We start from the raw sequence: 19,718 nt of genomic DNA, 5'->3' as shown, positions 1-19,718 counted from the left end.
AATGACCCCCTTTGCCATCAGTCTCGTTGAAGAAACCTTTGCCAAAATCGAGCCCCAGTCAGAGGCTTTTGCCCGGCACTTCTACGATGATCTGTTCGCATCGGCACCCGAAGTCAGACCCTATTTCGAGCGGGTCGATACCGAACAGCAGGGCAAGAAGCTGATGGCCGCCCTGTCTGCCTTGGTAAAGGGGCTCAACGACCTAGAGACGACCATCCCAATGGTGGAAGAACTGGCGAAACGGCACGTGGCCTACGGGGTGCAACCCGATGACTACGACAAGGTCGGCGCATCGCTCATGCGCACCCTCGCCCGCGCTCTGGAAGAGGATTTCCACCAAGAGGCCGAAATGGCTTGGGACGAGACATACAGCACCATGGCCACGGTGATGAAGATGGCCGCCTACGACGAAGACACCAGCAGCCGCAGCTTCAGATCAACGCGGCACGCAGGACAGAAACCCTTTTGGAAGTTTTGGTGATGACACAGAAACTCGTTGTGATCGGTGCAGGTATGGCCTCTGGCCGTGCACTAGAGCACCTCTTCGAGGCCGGTGCGGACTGGGATGTGACCCTGTTCAACGCCGAGCCCCGCGGCAATTATAACCGCCTCATGCTCAGCCCTGTTTTGTCGGGCGAAAAGACCTACCAAGAAATCGTCACCCATGACGAAGCCTGGTACCTGCAGCACGGCGTCGACACCCATTTCGGCACACGCGTCACCGAAATCGACCGCGCCGCCAAGATCGTGCGCGCAGACGACGGCAGCGAAGTGAGCTACGACAAGCTGGTTTTCGCGACTGGCTCTAATCCGTTCATCATCCCGATGCCCGGTCACGATCTGAAAGGCGTCATCGCCTACCGCGATCTCGAAGATACCGAGCGCATGATGAACATGCCCGCAGGGTCCAAAGTCGTCGTGATCGGTGGCGGCCTGTTGGGCCTCGAGGCTGCAGCTGGCATGGCCGCGCGCGGCATCGAAGTGACCGTGGTGCATATCATGGGCCACCTGATGGAGCGCCAGTTGGACGAGCCCGCGGGCTACCTGCTGCGCCGCGCTCTGATGGACAAGGGCATCACCGTCAAATGTCAGGCGAACTCCAAGGAGATTCTCGGAGAGGATGGCAAGGTCCGCGCCCTGCTACTGGACGACGGTACCGAACTGCCCTGTGATCTGCTGGTCATGGCGGTCGGTATCCGCCCCAACACCAAGCTAGCTGCCGAGGCAGGTCTGGCGGTCGGTCGCGGCATCCACGTGGATGATCAGATGATCACCTCGGACCCCGACGTTCTGGCGCTTGGCGAATGTGTCGAACACAACGGCGCGGTTTTTGGTCTGGTGGCACCGCTCTATGACCAAGCCAAAGTTGTCGCCAAAACCCTGATGGGCGAAGAGGCAGCCTTCCAGCCCCGCGAAATCTCGACCAAGCTGAAAGTCACAGGCTGTGATCTGTTCAGCGCCGGCGACTTTGCCGAGGGCACCGACCGCGAGGACATCGTGTTCCGCGACCCCGCCCGCGGCGTCTACAAGCGCGTTGTGATCAAGGACAACAAGATCATCGGCGCCGTAATGTATGGCGACACTGCCGACGGCAACTGGTTCTACGGCATGATGAAAGACGGCACCGATATCTCGGATATGCGGGAGACGTTGATCTTTGGTCCGGCCTACCAAGGGGGCGCCTCTGTGGACCCTATGGCGGCCGTTGCAGCCTTACCGGCTGACGCAGAAATCTGCGGCTGCAACGGCATTTGTAAAGGTCAGATCGTTGACGCAATCAATGCGGGGGCGCACGACTTGGCGGGCATCCGCGCCACGACCAAGGCCAGCGCGTCCTGCGGGACCTGCACCGGACTAGTCGAACAGGTTCTGGCGGTGACATTGGGCGATGATTTCGTCATGCCGGCATCGCAGTCCGTATGTGGCTGTACCGACCTGTCCCACGAGGACGTCCGCCGCCTGATCAAATCGCAGGAACTGCAATCCCAACAAACCGTCTGGCAGGAACTGGGTTGGAAAACCGTGAACGGCTGCCATGTCTGCCGTCCGGCGATCAACTACTACCTGCTGGCCGACTGGCCGGTGGAGTATCAGGACGACCCGCAGTCGCGTTTTGTGAACGAGCGCAACCACGCGAACATCCAGAAAGACGGCACCTATTCGGTCGTGCCGCGCATGTGGGGCGGGATCACCACCCCTGACGAACTGCGCGCGATCGCCGACGCCGCCGAGAAGTACAACGCCAAGACCGTCAAGGTGACCGGCGGCCAGCGCATCGACCTACTTGGCATTGAGAAAGAAGACCTGCCCGGCATCTGGTACGACCTCAATCAGGCGGGCATGGTCTCGGGCCACGCGTATTCCAAAGGTCTGCGCACGGTGAAAACCTGTGTGGGCACGGATCACTGCCGCTTTGGCACGCAGGATTCGACAGGTCTGGGGATCAAGCTGGAGAAAGCACTCTGGGGCTCGTGGACTCCGCACAAGGTCAAGCTGGCGGTATCTGGCTGCCCGCGCAACTGCGCCGAGGCGACCTGCAAGGACGTCGGCATCATCTGTGTGGACTCAGGGTACGAGGTCAGCGTCGCTGGCGCGGCGGGCATGGACGTCAAGGAAACCGAATTCCTTGCCAAAGTGCCGACCGAAGAGGAAGCGCTGGAGCTGACCTGCGCCTTTATCCAGATCTACCGCGAGAACGCGAAGTATCTGGACCGTGCCTACAAGTGGGTCGCCAAAGTCGGCCTTGATTGGGTCAAGGAACAGGTCGTGGACGATCTGGCCAACCGCAAGGCGCTGGCCGAACGGTTCGAGCTGTCCCAATCCATCTATCGCAAGGATCCGTGGGCGGATCTGGCAGAGCCCCAGAAGGCCGAGCGCTTCGCCCCCATCGCAGATTTCACCCTGGAGGCTGCAGAATGAGCTGGACCGACATCGCCGCACTGGAAGACATCCCCGTGCGCGGCGCACGGATCGTGAAAACCCACGCGGGCTGTATCGCGGTGTTCCGCACCGACGCTGACGAAGTCTTCGCGACCTCGGACCGCTGCCCCCACAAGGGCGGCCCCCTGTCCGAGGGCATCGTCCACGGCAAGTCCGTGACCTGCCCCCTGCACAACTGGGTGTTCAGTCTGGAAACCGGCGAGGCTCAGGGCGCTGACGAAGGTCAGATCGCCACCTACCCCGCCCGCGTCGAAAATGGCCGCGTCCTCATGGACTTGAGCGAAATCAACAAGGTAGCAGCATAATGGATGGTGCAGATCTTCCCCACTCCGTTCCCCGCCGTTCCGGCCCGATGGCAGCTGGCGCGACGGTCTGCACCACCTGCCCCTATTGCGGCGTCGGCTGCGGCGTTCTTGCGACGCCCGACACTGCTGGTGGCCTGACCGTCAAGGGTGACCCCAACCACCCTGCGAACCTTGGCCGCCTGTGCTCCAAGGGCTCTGCCCTTGGAGAAACAGTTGATCTGGACGGTCGCTTGCTGCAGCCCAAGCTGCATGGCAAAGATGTCCCATGGAACGACGCGCTGGACCTAGTGGCGCGCAAATTTCAGGACACGATCGACCGCTATGGGCCCGATTCCGTGGCCTTCTACGTCTCGGGTCAGCTGCTGACCGAGGATTACTATGTGGCCAATAAGTTGATGAAAGGTTTCATCGGCTCGGCCAACATCGACACCAATTCGCGCCTGTGCATGGCCTCGACCGTGGCTGGCCACAAGCGCGCGTTCGGCACCGACACCGTCCCAGGCGTATACGAGGATCTGGAAACCTGCGATCTGCTGGTTCTGGTCGGCTCGAACCTCGCGTGGTGCCACCCCGTGCTGTACCAGCGCGTCGCGGCAGCCAAGGCCGAGAACCCCAAGATGCGTGTGATCACCGTCGATCCTCGCCGCACGGCGACCTCTGACCTCAGCGATCTGCATCTGGCGTTGCAGCCGGGCAGTGACGTGGCCCTGTTCAACTACCTGCTCGCGGAAATCGCCGAGCGTGGTGCCGTGGATCAAGACTTTGTGGACAGCCATGTCGAGGGCTTCGACGATGCGCTCCAGTCCGCGATGGCAAACAATCCCGCCGTGACCGGCCTGTCCCCTGCGGATATGCAGGCCTTTGCCGATATGTGGATCGGCACCGAAAAGGTCGTGACCGTGTTCAGCCAAGGCGTGAACCAGTCCTCCTCGGGCAGTGACAAGGTGAACGCGATCCTGAACTGCCACCTCGCCACCGGCCGCATCGGCCGCGAGGGCATGGGTCCCTTCAGCGTCACCGGTCAGCCCAACGCCATGGGCGGTCGCGAAGTTGGCGGTCTGGCCAATATGCTGGCTTGCCACTTGAATATTGAGAACGCCGAGCACCGTCATGTGGTCCAGAACTTCTGGAACGCGCCGCGAATGCCCGAAAAGGCAGGTCTGAAGGCGGTGGACATGTTCCGCGCCATGTCCGACGGCAAGATCAAGGCGCTGTGGGTCATGTGCACCAACCCCGCCGTCTCCCTACCCGAAGCCGACGCCGTGGCGAATGCCATCCGCGACTGTGACTTCGTGGTCGTCAGCGACCTGACAGATCAGACCGACACCGCAAAGCTGGCTGATCTGGTCCTGCCCGCCACTGGATGGGGGGAAAAGGACGGCACGGTCACGAACTCTGACCGCACCATCAGCCGCCAGCGCGCTGTTCTGCCGGCGCCCGGTCTGGCGCGTCACGATTGGGCGATCATCGCCGACGTAGGCCGCCGCATGGGCTACACCGAAGCGTTCGACTACGAAACCGGCGCCGAGATTTTCCGCGAATACGCAGCGCTTTCGGGACTAGCCGCAGATATGGGCCGCGACTTCGACATCTCTGGTCTGCGCGACATCAGCGACGCCGAATACAACGGGATGAAGCCCCAGCGCTGGCCCGTGACCTCGAACGGCCCGACCGGCCGGATGTTCGGCGATGGCAAGTTCTTTACCCCGTCGGGCAAGGGCCGGATGCTGCCGCTGACCCACCGTGCACCGCAGTCCCAGCCGACCGCCGAATTGCCCTTCCGCCTGAACACCGGACGGGTGCGCGACCAGTGGCATACGATGACCCGCACAGGGAAATCAGCGCGCCTGACCCAGCATATTGCCGAACCCTTTGCCGAGTTGCACCCTATGGATGCTCAACGTCTTGGCGTTTCGGATGCAGACCTGATCCAGCTGTCGAACCCGAATGGCGAGGCGATCCTGCGCGTTCTGATCACCGACCGCGCACAGCCCGGATCGATCTTTGCCCCCATTCACTGGACCGGCCAGAACGCCCCCACAGGCCGCATCGACCGCTTGGTCACGGCCCATGTTGACCCCGTTTCCGGCCAACCCGAGAGCAAAGCCAGCGTCACCGCAGCCGAGCGTTTCGACGCCACGTGGTACGGTTTCGCGGCCAGCGCAAACGAGTTCACGCCAAATGCCAGCTACTGGGCCTTGGGCCGCAGCAACTCTGGCTACCGTGCGGAACTCGCCGGCCTGCAAATCAAGGACGACTGGGAAGACTATGCCCGCGAGCTTTTTGGCATGCCCAACGCCGAAGCCGTGGTGTTCGACGATCCGACCAAGGGCATCGCCCGCGTCGCATTGATGGAAGAAGGCCGCGTTCAGGCCGTTCTGTTCGTCGCGCCGGAACCTGTCGCCCTGTCTCGCACCCATGTGATTTCGGAATTGGGCAAAGCTGGTCCAGAATTGCTGGCAGGTCGGCCCGGCGCTGACCAACCCGATCCGGGGGCCACGGTCTGCGCCTGCTTGAACGTGGGCATCAACACGATCCTCAACGCAATCACCGAGCAGGGCTTGACCTCGGTCGCTCAAATCGGTGAGGCACTCGGAGCGGGAACAAGCTGTGGCTCTTGTCGGCCAGAGCTGGCACAATTGTTGGCCAAACGTCCCGTTCCGGAGGCTGCTGAATGAACCAACTTGCTCCTTTCGTCCGCATTCTGGGCCGTGGCCCGGGACGCAGTCGCAATCTGACCGCCGAAGAAGCGCAGGAGGCCATGGGCGTCATCCTGCGCGGCGAATGCGCCCCCGAGGCGGTCGGCGGATTGCTGATGCTGATGCGGTACAGGGGAGAAGAGCCTCAGGAGATCGAGGGGTTCGTTCGTGCGTTTCGCGCTACGCTGCCCGAATGGCAGGGGGACCGTCCGGCGCTGGACTGGCCGACCTATGCCGCAGGACGCAGCCGTGGATTGCCATGGTTCCTGCTATCTGCGCGGATCGTCGCGATGGCGGGCCATTCGGTGTTGCTGCACGGCTGGAACAGCTATCAGGCCGAGGGTGCGGACGTCCGCTCGGCGCTGCCGTTTGTGGGTATCCCGATGGCGGCGGATTACGCGGATGCGAATCGCCTGCTGGCCGATGGTCAGATCGCATATCTGCCGCTGGAAAACTTTGCACCGCAGGCGCTGGCGCTGCTGAAGCTGCGTGATGTTCTGGGCCTCCGGTCCTGCATAAACACCACTTGCCGCGTGATGAACCCCGCGACGGCTGATGCGCAAGTTCAGGGCGTGTTCCATCCGCCCTACCTGACCCTTCAAGCCGAGGCATCTGCCCTGCTTGGTCAATCGCAACTGTCTGTCCTGAAGGGCGGCGGCGGCGAGTTCGAGCGCAACCCCGCAAAGCCGATTGCCTTGCACGGGCTGCGCGATGGCCAGCTGTGGAACGGCACTGCGAAACCGATTCTGGACGTCCATCAGCGCCTGTCAGAAACAGACACCCCGCACGAGGCCGAGTACCTGACCAAATTCTGGGAAGGCACCCATGCCGATCCCTACGCCGAAGCGATCGTGTTGGGCACTGCCGCTGTTGCATTGGAAGCAGTCGGTGCCGCTGCCGACGGCGAAGGTCTTGCACTGGCACAAGACCTGTGGGCAAAACGCGCGGCAACTGTAACGGCCTGACTTTTACGATCACTGGAGTGACGCCATGAAATCCTTTCCCATGTTCCTGACGATGGCGGAGCGCCGCGTGGTGATTGTGGGCGGGGACGAGCAGGCCGCCCAGAAATCGCGCCTCATCCTCAAGACCGAGGCCGAGATTGTTCTCGCCGCGCCAGAGCTAGAGCCGGAACTGGCCGCGCTGGTGGCCGACGGCCGTGCCAGCCACTACGATGGCCCCATCACGCCGGATCTGTTCCGCGGCGCTGCTCTGGTCTTTATCGGCTCGGGCTGTCCGGGCATCGACGCCAGCATCCACGCCATCGCCAAAGAGGCGGGCGTTGTGGTGAATGTGGTGGACCAACCCCACCTGTGCGACGCGACCACGCCATCACTGGTGGACCGCGATCCGGTCGTCGTCGCCATCGGGACCGAAGGCACGGCCCCCGTCCTTGGTCGTCAGATCAAAACCCAGATTGAGACCATGCTTGACCCGCGCCTTGGCGGCTTCGCCGCGCTGGCGGGTCGTCTGCGCGATGCCGTTGCCTTCCGTGTTCCCAAAGAGGCGCGCCGCGAATTCTGGCGTCGGGCCTTCAGTGGGCCTGCTTGGGACAAACACCGCCAAGGGGCCGAACGCGAAGCGGCCCAAATGCTGAAGGCCGAAATCGAGGCTGGCGGTGTTCCTGAACCAACCGTGGGGAGCATTGCGCTCGTTGGTGCTGGTCCAGGAGCGCGCGATCTGCTGACGATGCGCGCCGTCGCGCGTTTGCAAGAAGCCGACATCATTTACTATGACCGTTTGGTCGATCCCGAAGTTCTGGAACTGGCTCGCCGCGATTCCGAACGCGTTTTCGTCGGCAAAGAGGTTGGCGCGCACAGCTGGCCGCAGGACAAAATCAACCAAGTCATCGTCGCCAGCGCCAAGCAGGGTAAGAAAGTGGTTCGTCTGAAATCCGGCGATCCCTCGCTCTTTGGACGCAGTACCGAAGAAATGGCTGCAGCTGAAACCGCAGGTATCGAGGTCGAGATCGTGCCCGGCGTGACCTCGGCCAGTGCAGCGGCGGCGTCGATCAATCGCGCTCTGACCGAACGTGGGCAAACCGACCATGTCGTTTTCTCCACCGGCACCTGCCGTCCCGGCGCGCCGAACCCTGATTGGGGGCGCATGCTGAACGAGGGCGCGACCCTCGCGCTCTACATGGCGGTCGCCCGCGCAGACGAGATCGCAGAAACCTTGGTACGGAACGGGGCCCCAGTCGATTGCACGGTCGAGATTGTGACACGCGCCAGCCACTCTGACGAGAAAATCTGGAAAACCACCTTGGGGGATCTGGCCCGCACTGTGGCCGAAGATGGCGTCGAGAACCCAGCCATCATCATGGTCCGGCGCCCGAAACTCACCGCGCCTGCATTCAAACGTGCCGAGGGCTGATCAGCCCTTCATCAGCGCGTTGCGATCCACGAGGAAGCGTTCGGACAGCGGTAGACTTGCCGCGCCCAGGGCGCGTGCATCGCTGCCAATGGTGCCGCACCGCACGGTGGGCAACTCGATCCCCGCTGTATTGAGCATGCTGGCTTTTTGGATCGTGCGTTTGACCAGTTCCTCGCGAACTGCGGCGGGCATCCAGCCGTCGATCATCGCGCACCCAAAGTCGATCAAAGAAGATGCCGACGCGATGGCATAGGCCAGACCTTGGCTCGCCTCTTCTATCCATGTTTCCACAAGCGCGCGTGGGACATGCCAGTCGTTCGGGTTGGCCCAGATCACATCTGCAGACAACCCATTGCTGGTCATAGCGTTCTCGAGGCAGGACAACGAGGCCACGTCAACCAACTGGGTCAAATTCGTCTTGGTGAACGAAATCGGGATCGACCCGACCGCGCCAGCATTGCCGGACTTGCCCGTGTAGACTGTGTTGTCCAAAACAAGACCGCCGCCGACGAAGAACCCGATAAAGAAGTAGACGAAGTCGTTTGACCTGTCCTCGGCATCCCCAAAGACGACCTCCGCGCTACAGGCCGCAGACGCGTCATTCTGCAGGAAAACGGGGAAATCACAGCGCGCCTCGATCTCCTCTCGGATATCACGGGTGCGCCAGTCGTCCATGGCATCATCCTCGAGACCCAGCGACTTGGCCCAATCCCACAAACGGAATGGCACTGCGATTCCCATACCTGCCACTCGACCACGCTCTTCGTCCGTGAGCTGGCTAAGCAGCTGGGTGATCCCATGATTGGCAAACATGACAACGCCGTCTGGTGTCGGAAAATGGTGGGTTAACTGAACGCGATTGAGAATCGTGCCCAGAAAATCTGTGAGCACCAAATCTAGACTACGCCTACCAACCTTCAGCCCCAAAAAGAAGGCGCCGTCCTGACGCAATTTGATCGGGACCGAAGGTTGCCCTACCTTACCCCGTATCGGCTCGCCCTTGGTGACCAGACCGTCTGCTTCGAGAGATCGCATGATCACCGAAACAGTCTGAGCCGACAGACCGGTCTGACGTGCGATTTCAGCTTTGGCCATGGGTCCGTACTGACGAATGAGCGTGAGAACCAACCGTTCGTTGTGCGCGCGCACACCCGTTTGATTAGACCCGCGAACGTGGCCTACCGCCTTATTTACAGTAGCGTCGAGTGTGGAACTGGCCATTCTTTCTCCCTCAGGCGCTCTGAGTATTGCGCCTGCTCAATTCCCACAAGCTTCAAAATCTGAACCGTTCTGTCAATATTAAATCAACTTGATTTATTTATTGACGAACGCGAGTGAATCGGTTTTCTTTGCGCCAAGGGTGGCAGCAATGCCGATCCGACGACCGAGAGGACGGTCGAAGTTTACTTGGGAGGAAGACTTATGAAGACCACCATCAAAACCGCTCTGCTGGCAGGCGCAGCCGTCGCCGCATCGATCGCAGCAGCCCCCGCAATGGCAGCGGGCCACGAAGTTGGCGCGTGCCTGATCACCAAAACCGACACCAACCCGTTCTTCGTGAAAATGAAGGAAGGCGCGGTTGCTGGCGCAGAAGCCAACGGCATTAACTTGCAGACATTCGCAGGCAAGATCGACGGTGACGTGGAAAGCCAAGTCTCTGCTGTTGAAACCTGCATCGCATCGGGTGCCAAGGGCATCCTGATCACCCCCACCGACAGCCGCGCTCTGGCACCTGTTGTGACCCAAGCGCGTGAGAACGGCCTGCTGGTGATCGCGCTGGACACCCCGTTCGAGCCCGCAGACACCGCAGACGCGACCTTCGCCACCGACAACTTCAAAGCTGGCGAGATGATCGGTCAGTGGGCCAAGGCCAAGATGGGTGACGACGCAGCGAACGCGAAGATCGCGATGCTCGACCTGAACCCCTCGGAAATCTCGGTCGACTATCTGCGTAACCAGGGCTTCCTGCAGGGCTTTGGCGTCGACATCAAAAACCCCACCGACATCGGTGACGAAGACGATCCGCGTATCGTTGGCAACGACGTAACCAACGGTAACGAAGAAGGCGGCCGTACCGCGATGGAGAACCTTCTGCAGAAGGATCCCGAGGTGAACGTTGTTTACACCATCAACGAACCCGCTGCAGCTGGTGCCTATGAAGCGCTGAAGTCCATGGGCCGTGAGAACGACGTTCTGATCGTATCGGTCGACGGCGGTTGCCCTGGTGTTCAGAACGTCGCTGATGGCGTGATCGGCGCGACCTCGATGCAGTTTCCGCTGCTGATGGCGTCCAAAGGCATCGAAGCGATCAAGCACTTCGCTGAAACTGGTGAGAAGCCCCAGAACACCGAAGGTCTGGACTTCTACAACACCGGCGTCGAGCTGATCACCGACGAGCCTGTAGACGGCATCGAAAGCCTGTCCTCGGAAGAGGGTCTGGGCAAGTGCTGGGGCTAATCAACGCTTAACCGCCATTTAGGGGGGCGGGCATTCCGCCCCCCGATTTGTTTGTAAATTTCTCTTCCCCACACACCATCCAAACCAAAGCTGCACGTCTGGCAGCGAAGGAGGAGCCGCATGAGCGACGAGAGCCAATCCCGGCCGCGAGGTCAGGATTTTGAATCATCCCTCGACAAGAGCGACAAAACCGTCGCTGCGTTCGAGCACACCAGCAAAGGGCTGATGGACCACATCCAGAAAGCGCTGCACGGTAACCCGACTCTGGTCCCCGTGATTGTTCTGGTGATGTCTGTCATCGTCTTCGGCTTTATCGCCGGTGACCGCTTCTTCTCTGCCTTCAACTTGACCCTGATCATGCAGCAGGTGTCGATCATCGGCCTTTTGGCTGCGGCCCAGTCGCTGATCATTCTGACCGCAGGCATCGACCTCTCGGTCGCCGCGATCATGGTGCTGATGAGCGTTGTGATGGGCAATCTGGCCGTCTCGTTCGGCGTTCCGACCTTCTTTGCGCTGATCATCGGCTTTGCCGGTGGCGGTGCTGCCGGTTTCCTGAACGGTCTGATGGTCACCCGTCTCAAGCTGCCCCCGTTCATTGTGACCTTGGGCACGTGGAACATCTTCTACGCCTTGAACCTGTGGCTGTCGGGCGCGCAATCGATCCGCAGTCAGGACATTGACGCCAACGCTGGCGCGCTGAAATTCTTTGGCGAGGCGTTTAACATCGGCTCGGCGCGGATCACCTTTGGTTCGATCCTGATGATCGTCGTCTTCTTTGCCCTGTGGTTCCTGCTGAACAAGACCGCATGGGGCCGCCACGTCTACGCCATCGGCGATGACAAAGAGGCTGCCGAGTTGGCCGGTATCCGCACCGACCGCACTCTGACCCAAGTCTACATGCTGGCAGGCGTCGTCTGCGCCATCGCCGCATGGAGCAGCGTGGGCCGCATCGGCTCGATCAGCCCCCAAGCGTTCTACGAGGGCAACCTGCAGTCCATCACCGCGGTTGTGATCGGTGGCATCTCGCTCTTTGGTGGTCGCGGCTCGATCCTTGGTGCTCTGTTTGGCGCGCTGATCGTGGGCGTGTTCCAGTCGGGACTGAAGCTGGCCGGTGTGGACGTGCTCTGGCAGGTGTTTGCAGTGGGTTGGCTGATTATCCTCGCTGTTTCGATTGACCAATGGATCCGGAAGGTGTCGGCATGATGACCCAAGAACCCATTCTCAAAGCCCGTGGTCTGGTAAAGCGCTACGGTAAAGTCACCGCCCTGAACCAAGCCGATTTCGATCTGTACCCCGGCGAGATCCTCGCTGTGATCGGCGACAACGGTGCGGGCAAGTCGAGCTTGATTAAAGCCATCTCGGGCGCCGTAATCCCCGACGAAGGCGAGATCACTCTCGAAGGCAAAAATATCCAGTTCCAATCGCCGCTCGAAGCGCGAGAATCTGGCATCGAGACCGTGTACCAGACGCTGGCGCTGTCCCCTGCCCTGTCGATCACCGACAACATGTTCGTGGGCCGTGAACTGCGCAAGCCCGGCTTCGCTGGCAACGTCCTACGCATGCTGGACCACAAGGCGATGGAAGCCTTTGCCCGCGAAAAGCTGAATGAACTCGGCCTTATGACCATCCAGAACATCAACCAAGCGGTTGAAACTCTGTCCGGTGGTCAGCGCCAAGGTGTTGCTGTGGCCCGCGCCGCTGCATTCGGCTCCAAGGTGATCATCCTTGACGAACCGACCGCTGCGCTGGGGGTCAAGGAAAGCCGCAAGGTTCTGGAGCTCATTCAAGACGTCCGCTCGCGCGGTATCCCGATTGTGCTGATCAGCCACAACATGCCCCACGTGTTCGAGGTCGCAGACCGCATCCATGTGCACCGCTTGGGCCGTCGTCTCTGCACGATCAACCCCAAGGACTACACCATGTCCGACGCGGTGGCCTTCATGACCGGCGCGGCAGAGCCGCCCGCCGAAGCGGCCTAACCTCTCCCAGCAAGGGGCACACCTCCCCACCTCTGCCTTTTGCTTAATGCGCGGGTTGGTCCTGAACCAGCCCGTGCTTTTTTGCGCCCTACGTCTGTGCCGCGCTTGCAGCATCAACGGGGCCGCGTTACCCCGATAGGGACTTTCGATGACGCCCCTTAGATATCGGAGAGCATTCATGACCGCTGACCGTCTCGGCTTTGCCGTCTCTCTCGCCCGCAAGGCTGGCGCTTTGGCCCAATCTATGCGCGATCAGGCCGGAGGGTTGGATTACACGATAAAAGCCCCCGAAGACTACGCAACCAATGCAGATTACGCGGTCGAGGCCCTGATCCGCCAGCGCATCGCAGAAACCTATCCCGAAGACGGCGTACTTGGCGAAGAAGAGGGCCTGCAAGGCCGTGTGGACGGCTGCTGGATCGTAGACCCCATTGACGGCACCACCAACTTCAGCCGCGGCATGGACGATTGGGGTATTTCCATCGGCTACTTCAACGGCGCAAGCTTTGAATTGGGAGTGATCTATGCCCCCGACAAAAACCTGATGGCCAGCGGTCAAGCCGGACGCGGATCCTTTGTGAATGGCAAGCCTGTGGACTTTGGCATGGTGCACCCTGATCAGGTACGCTTGGTGTCGCTAGGGTATTCCGACCGCCAGCCAATGCATGAATATACAGACCGCATCGCCCGCATCCGCGAGGCGGGCATGGATCACCGTCGTCATGGGGCGGCGACAATAGGCTTCATCGGCATTCTTTCGGGATGGTTCGACGCCTATTACGAGCGCGCCCTGAATATTTGGGACGCGGCAGCGGGCCTCGCCATGATCAGTGCAGCGGGCGGCGTGGTCGAGCACGGGCCCATCCAGACCTTTGTCAAAGAGCCTGTACGCGTCTTGGCCCATAACGGCCGCATCCCAGACATTGCACGCATCATGGACCCGCCCCACTCTCAAGCAGCCGAATAACAAAAACGCCGCCCCATCACAGGGCGGCGTTTCCAATTTTAGGAACGGCTCAGGATCACGCGGTCTTTTGCTTGCGATCTGTTGCTTTGCGCACGATCACGTAGAACGCGGGCACCATGAACACGCCGATAAACGTCGCCGTGGCCATACCCCCCAGCACGCCGATGCCGATGGCGTTCTGGGCCGCAGCGCCCGCACCGCTCGCAGTCGCAAGGGGCACAACCCCCAGCATGAACGCGAGCGAGGTCATCAAGATCGGACGCAGGCGCAGGCGCGCGGCCTCCATCGTGGCTTCGATCAACTCTTTGCCCTGCTCTTCCAGATCTTTGGCAAACTCGACAATCAGAATGGCGTTCTTGGCCGCCAGACCGATGGTCGTCAGAATGCCCACCTTAAAGTAGACATCGTTCGACTGGCCAAACAGGTAGGCCGCAGCCAGCGCGCCAAGGACACCCACCGGCACCGCCAGCATCACCGAGAACGGAACCGTCCAGCTTTCGTACAATGCGGCGAGACACAGGAAGACCACCAGAATGGCAAGCGCATAGAGGTAGGGCGCTTGATCGCCGGACTGACGCTCCTGATAGCTGATGCCAGTCCACTCGACGCCGTAACCGCCGTCGATCGAGGTCGCCAACGCCTCAATCGCGTCCATGGCTGCACCCGATGACGCGGTGTCGCTGTTGCTACCCGAAATCTCGATCGCATCTGCGCCCGAGTGGCGAGATAGCTTTGGCTGCACGGACACCCACTCAGTCGTGACAAAGCTGGAAAACGGTACCATTTCGCCAGAATCGTTACGAACGTACCAGCTTTCGATGTCTTCGGGCTGCATCCGGTGTTCCGGCGCCGCTTGCACGATCACAGGGCGCAGGTTCCCTTCGAGAACGAAGTCATTCACTTCGGACCCGCTAAAGACCACAGACAGCATCGAGTTCACGTCAGACAGCGACACCCCAAAGGCATCGATTTTCTGCTGGTCGATATTGACCCGCAGGGCGCTTTCGGCGTCGATGCCAGAAACGCGCACGTTGGTCAGGTTGGGGTCCTCGTTTGCCTTCTGCACCAATTCATTGGCCGCTTCGATCAGGCTTTCATAACCATTGCTGCCATTATCCACGAGGTACATGGAGAAACCATTGGTGTTGCCCATCCCGGGGATGGCCGGCGGCTGCATAAAGAATATCTGCCCCGCGCGGTGACTCATGAACCGCATGTTCGCACGGCCAGACAAGGCACTCGCTGCCCGATCTGCGGCCTCGCGATCATCGAAATCATGCAGTTTGATGAACAGCATCGCATTGTTCTGGCCAGTTCCCGAGAAGCTAAAGCCTAGCGCCGCAAAGACACTGTCCACAGTCTCAGACTCTTCGTTCAGCAGATAATCCTCGATCTCCTCAACGACGGCCAAAGTCTGCTGCGAGGTCGAGCCTTCGGTCAACTGCACCATGGTCATCAACATGCCTTGGTCTTCGGTCGGCAGGAACGACGAAGAAAGGCGTTCATAGATTTGCCACGCACCAACGCCGACGCCTGCGAGCACGAGCAACATGATGATCGGCTTGCGCAGGATGCGGCCCACCGTGCGTTCATATCCACGGTTCACGCGGTCGAAGTTCCGGTTGAACCAACGAGCGGGCGCAATGCCTGTCCCATGGCTGCGCTTCAGGATGCTGGCACAGAGCGCGGGTGTCAGAACCAGCGCCACGATCGCGGACAGCACCATCGCGGTGATAATCGTGACCGAGAACTGTCGGTAGATCACGCCTGTCGAGCCGCCAAAGAACGCCATCGGCAGGAACACGGCCGACAGGACCAAGGCAATACCAATCAGAGCGCCCGTGATCTGGCCCATGCTACGCTCGGTTGCGGGCATCGGTTCGAGATTGTCTTCGTCCATCACGCGTTCGACGTTTTCCACGACCACGATGGCGTCATCCACCAGAAGGCCAATCGCCAGAACCATTGCGAACATGGTCAGTGTATTGATCGAATACCCCAGCGCCGCGAGCATTGCGAAGGTCCCAAGCAAAACCACAGGGACGGCAATGATCGGAATGATGGTGGCGCGCCAGTTCTGCAGGAAGATCAAAATCACGAGGAATACGAGCACAACGGCTTCGATCAGGGTGTGGTAAACCTTTTCGATCGACAACTCGACAAAGGGTGATGTGTCGTAGGCATAGCGGATTTCTACGCCCTCGGGCAGCGCGGGCTCCAGACCCTCTAGCACTTCGCGCACAGCTTCGGCGGTATCGACCGCATTCGCACCAGTGGCGAGGTTCACACCGAAACCTGCAGCGTTCAGACCGCTAAAGCGGCTGTCCCCGCCATAACTTTCCTGCCCCACTTCAACCTCGGCCACGTCACCCAAATATACCGCACTGCCGTCCAGTTCACTCTTGAGCAGGATGCTCTCGAACTCTTCTACACTGGTCAGCTGGCTTTGGGCGGTGATGGTCGCTGTAAACTGCTGGCCCTGAACCGCAGGCTGGTTGCCCAGACTGCCGACAGATACCGTGGTGTTCTGCGCCTGGACCGCGCTGGTGATGTCGGCGGGGGTCAGTTGGAACTGCGCCAGTTTCAGAGGATCAAGCCAGATGCGCATCGCATAGCCAGAGCCAAAGGTATTGATGCCGCCAACGCCCTCGGTTCGCTGAACAGGGCCTTCGATGGTTTGGTCCAACATGTCGCCAAGCTGCACCTGATTGTAGGACCCATCAGTCGAGACGAGCGCCCCCACCATCAGGATCGAGCTGGTGGAGCGTTGTACACTGACGCCAGCTTGCTGCACCCGCTCCGGCAGTTGCGTCTCTACTTGCCGGACCTTGGTTTGCACTTCGTTTTGGGCATCAATCCCTTCGACACTTTCGTCAAAGGTCAGAGTGATCCTGCTGGAGCCTTCGCTCGAATCCGAGACCATGTAGAGCAGGCCGTCCAGACCAGTCATGGCATCCTCGATGGTCGAGGTTACTGAGTTCTGCACAGCCTCTGCGGTCGCGCCGGTGTAGTTGGCAGAAACGCGGACGGTGGTCGGGGCAATGTCAGGATACTGGGAAACAGGCAGCTGGGTCAGCGAGAACGCCCCAGCGAGCATTGTTACAATCGCCAGAACCCACGCAAAAACAGGGCGGTGTATAAAGAAATCGACCAAGGGGCTTACTCCGCGTCGGCGGTTTCAACCGCGTCAGAGACCACACCGTTTTCGTCGATGGTCACAGCTACAGTCTCGACGTCGGCACCGTTCCGTAGGTTCCGCAGACCGTCCACGATCAGCATGTCACCGTCTTCGATCCCATCGGTGACGACCCACGCGTTCTGATAGGTGCCTTGGGATGTCAGTGTGACCTGCTCGGCCTTGCCATCCACCGCGACAAAGGCTGTCAGCTCGCCGGTGGCAGCGCGATTAGTGGCGCCTTGGGGTACCAAAACAGCCTCGGTTTCGCCAACGGTCACGTGAGCCCGCAGGAACATGCCAGGCATGATCAAGCGATCAGGGTTATCAAACTGGATGCGAAATTCCACGCCACCGGTGGTCGACGACACAAGTGTGCCGGGGCTGACCAGAGATCCCTTGCTGTCATAGGACTGGCCGTTTTCCAATGTCAGGGAGACATCCAATTCGTCGCCCATGGTCAACTGCCCATCTGCAATCCGTTCGCGCGTGCGCAGCAGACGCGCGCTGGATTCGGTCAGGTCCACGTAGATTGGGTCCAAGCGTGTCAGGGTCGTTAGCGCGTCAGCCTGATTTGCCGTCACCAGCGCTCCGACCGAGAATTCGGACACCTCTGGCACGCCCTGAATGGGGGCACGGATTTCTGTACGGTCCTTGTTCAATTGCGCAGTTTGCAGCGATGCCTCTGCGGCGCGCTCGTCCGCCTCTGCCTGCATCAAGGCCACTTCCGCAGTCTCGACACTCTCGCGGGTCACTCCCACCCCGTCGAGTTGCCGATAGCGGTCCACAGTCGCTTGGGCAGACTGCACGCTCGCCTTGGCTCCCGCGAGCGCAGCTTCGGCGGCAGCCAGCTCAGCGTCGTAGGATGCAGCCTCGATCCGGTACATCAGATCGCCGACCTCCAGTTGCTGGCCGGGGGCATAGACGATCTCTTCGATCACGCCTTCGACGCGAGGCCGGATATCGGTTTGTTCATAAGCAACGGCGCGGCCGGGCAAAGTGACCTGATAGGGCACCTTTTCTAGCGACATCTCGATCACGCCCACTTGGGTGGCGGACGGCGCGCCGCCCGGACCCTGTTGGGCAAACATAGGCGTCGCACAGGTCAGCAGCGCTGCAGCGCCAAAGGCCAGCTTACGAGCTCGAAAACAGGAGGGGAGTGTAGTCATGGAAAGGGCTCGATCTCGGTTGTGGTATGAAAAGGCGACGGAAAATCGCGCTTAGGCAATAAACGATTAGTTATGACCTTTTCTGTCGCTATCCGATGCTGCAGATGCAAAAATCACGGAAATGTCAGCGCAAACGCGCACATTAAGCGACCTTTTCAGGCCAAATCCTGTATTTGCGCAGGGTTTTCTGCGCATTTCAGCAGGGAACCCGCCCGCAGTCTTTGCCTTAGCTGCACTTTCGCTCTAATGGGTAGAGACCAAGAGAAGCACGACTATGACCAAGATCCCGCCAAGCACTGAAACCGCCTTTGACCGTTTGATGGCTGAAAAGACCCCCGCCGACAGCCGTCAGGCGCGGCAGTTGGCGCGCCGCAAGATGATTACCGAAGCCGTGATGGCCGAAGGTACAATGCGGATCGAAGATTTGACCGAGCGGTTCGGCATCAGCCTGATGACCGTGCACCGTGATCTGGACGAACTGGTCAGCCTGGGCCTGCTGCGCAAAACCCGCGGGATCGTCTCTGCTGCGCCAACCAACTTGATCGAGTCCAGCGATATCTACCGCTCGTCCCGTCAGGTGGCTGAAAAGCGCGCCATTGCCGCCAAGGCGATGGAGTTCATCGAGCCGGGTCAGGCGATCTTTCTGGACGATTCAACGACCGTTTGGCAGATGGTCGAACTGTTGGAGAGCAAGGGTCCGCTCACGGTCCTGACCAACTCGCTGCTTATGATCAACGAGTTGAAAGAGGTTCGCGATATTGCCCTGATCGCTTTGGGCGGGCAGTTTTACAACTGGTGCAACGCCTTTATGGGCCGGATGACCCGCAGCCAGATCGCGCAGGTCCGTGCGGATACGGTGTTCGTATCAATGTCTGCGATTGCGAATGACGTGGTCTACCACCAGTCGCCCGAGATGGTCGAAACCAAGCGTGCGATGCTGGAATGCGCGGACAAGCGCATCCTCTTGGCGGACCATACCAAATTCAACCATCGCGCGCTACACAGCTTTGCCTCGCTGACCGAATTCGACGCGGTGATCGTGGACGACAACATCGCCCCCGAGGACCTGCGCCGCATGCAAGACAAGGGTATCAACGTCGCCATCGCGGAGGTGGGCAAAGCCAAGCCCAAGACCGTTCGCACTTTGGAATCTTCTGACGAAGAAGAATAAAAAGAGGGGGCCCGTCGGCCCCCTGAGTGCACGGAAACCTGTGCGGTAAATCGTTAATTCACAATCGTCGCTTCAGTGGCAGCGCGCAGTTCGTCTTCGGTGACGCCCTCGGCGCATTCCACGATCTTCAGGCCGCCTTCGACCACGTCCAGAACGCCTAAGTTGGTGATCACGCGGTCCACCACGCCCTTGCCGGTCAGGGGCAGAGTGCAGGATTTCAGCAGCTTCGACTCGCCGTGTTTGTTGGTGTGGTCCATGACCACGACCACGCGGCCTACGCCAGCTACCAGATCCATCGCGCCGCCCATGCCTTTCACCAGCTTGCCGGGGATCATCCAGTTCGCCAGATCACCGTTTTCAGCCACTTCCATGGCCCCCAGAATCGCTGCTGCGATCTTGCCGCCGCGGATCATGCCAAAGCTGGTGGAGCTGTCGAAATAGCTGGTTTCGGGCAGTTCGGTGATGGTCTGCTTGCCGGCGTTG

At 60.3% G+C, this 19,718-nt stretch carries 15 protein-coding genes; 11 read left to right on the top strand and 4 right to left on the bottom strand.

What is annotated here, in order from left to right; translation table 11 throughout:
- Position 1 precedes the first annotated feature (1 nt).
- From N4A58_RS15510 to cysG, 6 genes are read left to right on the top strand one after another with little or no spacing between them, the layout of a single operon-like run.
- Entirely contained in the window at positions 2-481 is a 480-nt protein-coding gene (locus N4A58_RS15510; RefSeq protein WP_293711136.1) for a globin domain-containing protein, read from the top strand.
- Positions 481-2,919 carry a nitrite reductase large subunit NirB gene (gene nirB, locus N4A58_RS15505; RefSeq protein ID WP_293711134.1) on the top strand — a complete coding sequence of 813 codons (2,439 nt, stop codon included), beginning with the start codon at positions 481-483 and terminating at the stop codon, positions 2,917-2,919. Before N4A58_RS15510 ends, nirB begins: the two co-directional genes overlap by 1 nt.
- The gene (nirD, locus tag N4A58_RS15500) at positions 2,916-3,245 is read left to right on the top strand and encodes a nitrite reductase small subunit NirD (RefSeq protein ID WP_293711132.1); all 330 of its coding nucleotides are present in this window, start codon (positions 2,916-2,918) and stop codon (positions 3,243-3,245) included. Before nirB ends, nirD begins: the two co-directional genes overlap by 4 nt.
- A 47-nt stretch (positions 3,246-3,292) precedes the next feature.
- Positions 3,293-5,923 (top strand): nitrate reductase, encoded by a 2,631-nt coding sequence (locus N4A58_RS15495; RefSeq protein WP_293711165.1) that lies wholly within the window; start codon positions 3,293-3,295, stop codon positions 5,921-5,923.
- Entirely contained in the window at positions 5,920-6,909 is a 990-nt protein-coding gene (locus N4A58_RS15490; protein ID WP_293711130.1) for a glycosyl transferase family protein, read from the top strand. The genes N4A58_RS15495 and N4A58_RS15490 overlap by 4 nt, the downstream gene beginning before the upstream one ends.
- Before the next feature lie 25 nt (positions 6,910-6,934).
- Complete coding sequence (gene cysG / locus N4A58_RS15485; protein ID WP_293711129.1) at positions 6,935-8,317, top strand: siroheme synthase CysG; 1,383 nt, start codon at positions 6,935-6,937, stop codon at positions 8,315-8,317.
- On the opposite strand, the gene N4A58_RS15480 is transcribed toward cysG, so the two are convergent.
- Positions 8,318-9,538 (bottom strand): ROK family transcriptional regulator, encoded by a 1,221-nt coding sequence (locus tag N4A58_RS15480; protein WP_072709885.1) that lies wholly within the window; start codon positions 9,536-9,538, stop codon positions 8,318-8,320.
- Positions 9,539-9,739: 201 nt separating this feature from the next.
- Here N4A58_RS15480 and N4A58_RS15475 point away from each other — a divergent pair, with 201 nt between their 5' ends.
- The 4 genes from N4A58_RS15475 to N4A58_RS15460 all read left to right on the top strand — a co-directional run bounded on the left by N4A58_RS15475 (position 9,740) and on the right by N4A58_RS15460 (position 13,720).
- Entirely contained in the window at positions 9,740-10,774 is a 1,035-nt protein-coding gene (locus tag N4A58_RS15475) for a sugar ABC transporter substrate-binding protein (protein ID WP_293711127.1), read from the top strand.
- Positions 10,775-10,894: 120 nt separating this feature from the next.
- A complete protein-coding gene (locus N4A58_RS15470; RefSeq protein WP_072709881.1) occupies positions 10,895-11,977 on the top strand; it encodes an ABC transporter permease in 1,083 nt (360 codons plus the stop codon).
- Positions 11,977-12,753 carry an ATP-binding cassette domain-containing protein gene (locus N4A58_RS15465; RefSeq protein WP_293711125.1) on the top strand — a complete coding sequence of 259 codons (777 nt, stop codon included), beginning with the start codon at positions 11,977-11,979 and terminating at the stop codon, positions 12,751-12,753. The genes N4A58_RS15470 and N4A58_RS15465 overlap by 1 nt, the downstream gene beginning before the upstream one ends.
- A gap of 178 nt (positions 12,754-12,931) precedes the next feature.
- A complete protein-coding gene (locus tag N4A58_RS15460) occupies positions 12,932-13,720 on the top strand; it encodes an inositol monophosphatase (protein WP_293711123.1) in 789 nt (262 codons plus the stop codon).
- 55 nt (positions 13,721-13,775) lie between these two features.
- Here the strand turns inward: N4A58_RS15460 and N4A58_RS15455 are convergent, their stop codons facing one another.
- Together N4A58_RS15455 and N4A58_RS15450 are read right to left on the bottom strand one after the other, a co-directional pair.
- The gene (locus tag N4A58_RS15455; protein WP_293711122.1) at positions 13,776-16,874 is read right to left on the bottom strand and encodes an efflux RND transporter permease subunit; all 3,099 of its coding nucleotides are present in this window, start codon (positions 16,872-16,874) and stop codon (positions 13,776-13,778) included.
- Between the two features lie 5 nt (positions 16,875-16,879).
- Complete coding sequence (locus N4A58_RS15450; RefSeq protein ID WP_293711121.1) at positions 16,880-18,064, bottom strand: efflux RND transporter periplasmic adaptor subunit; 1,185 nt, start codon at positions 18,062-18,064, stop codon at positions 16,880-16,882.
- 274 nt (positions 18,065-18,338) lie between these two features.
- On the opposite strand from N4A58_RS15450, the gene N4A58_RS15445 reads away from it, so the two are divergent.
- Positions 18,339-19,235, top strand: a complete 897-nt coding sequence (locus N4A58_RS15445) for a DeoR/GlpR family DNA-binding transcription regulator (RefSeq protein WP_072709875.1) — start codon at positions 18,339-18,341, stop codon at positions 19,233-19,235.
- Positions 19,236-19,288: 53 nt separating this feature from the next.
- On the opposite strand, the gene N4A58_RS15440 is transcribed toward N4A58_RS15445, so the two are convergent.
- Positions 19,289-19,718: CoA-transferase (locus N4A58_RS15440; protein WP_293711120.1), on the bottom strand; the 430-nt coding region annotated here is incomplete at its 5' end.

Source organism: Donghicola sp., from assembly GCF_025210255.1.
Classification (GTDB): Bacteria; Pseudomonadota; Alphaproteobacteria; order Rhodobacterales; family Rhodobacteraceae; genus Donghicola; species Donghicola eburneus.
The sequence above is the reverse complement of the archived record's forward strand: the minus strand, read 5'-3'. Positions and strand labels throughout refer to the sequence as shown.

Coding starts and splice junctions, on each gene's coding strand:
- N4A58_RS15445 (WP_072709875.1), top strand. CDS start 18,339: ATGACCAAGATCCCGCCAAGCACTGAAACCGCCTTTGACCGTTTGATG.
- N4A58_RS15495 (WP_293711165.1), top strand. CDS start 3,293: ATGGCAGCTGGCGCGACGGTCTGCACCACCTGCCCCTATTGCGGCGTC.
- N4A58_RS15490 (WP_293711130.1), top strand. CDS start 5,920: ATGAACCAACTTGCTCCTTTCGTCCGCATTCTGGGCCGTGGCCCGGGA.
- N4A58_RS15465 (WP_293711125.1), top strand. CDS start 11,977: ATGACCCAAGAACCCATTCTCAAAGCCCGTGGTCTGGTAAAGCGCTAC.
- N4A58_RS15450 (WP_293711121.1), bottom strand. CDS start 18,064: ATGACTACACTCCCCTCCTGTTTTCGAGCTCGTAAGCTGGCCTTTGGC.
- N4A58_RS15510 (WP_293711136.1), top strand. CDS start 2: ATGACCCCCTTTGCCATCAGTCTCGTTGAAGAAACCTTTGCCAAAATC.
- N4A58_RS15475 (WP_293711127.1), top strand. CDS start 9,740: ATGAAGACCACCATCAAAACCGCTCTGCTGGCAGGCGCAGCCGTCGCC.
- cysG (WP_293711129.1), top strand. CDS start 6,935: ATGAAATCCTTTCCCATGTTCCTGACGATGGCGGAGCGCCGCGTGGTG.
- N4A58_RS15480 (WP_072709885.1), bottom strand. CDS start 9,538: ATGGCCAGTTCCACACTCGACGCTACTGTAAATAAGGCGGTAGGCCAC.
- nirD (WP_293711132.1), top strand. CDS start 2,916: ATGAGCTGGACCGACATCGCCGCACTGGAAGACATCCCCGTGCGCGGC.
- nirB (WP_293711134.1), top strand. CDS start 481: ATGACACAGAAACTCGTTGTGATCGGTGCAGGTATGGCCTCTGGCCGT.
- N4A58_RS15470 (WP_072709881.1), top strand. CDS start 10,895: ATGAGCGACGAGAGCCAATCCCGGCCGCGAGGTCAGGATTTTGAATCA.
- N4A58_RS15460 (WP_293711123.1), top strand. CDS start 12,932: ATGACCGCTGACCGTCTCGGCTTTGCCGTCTCTCTCGCCCGCAAGGCT.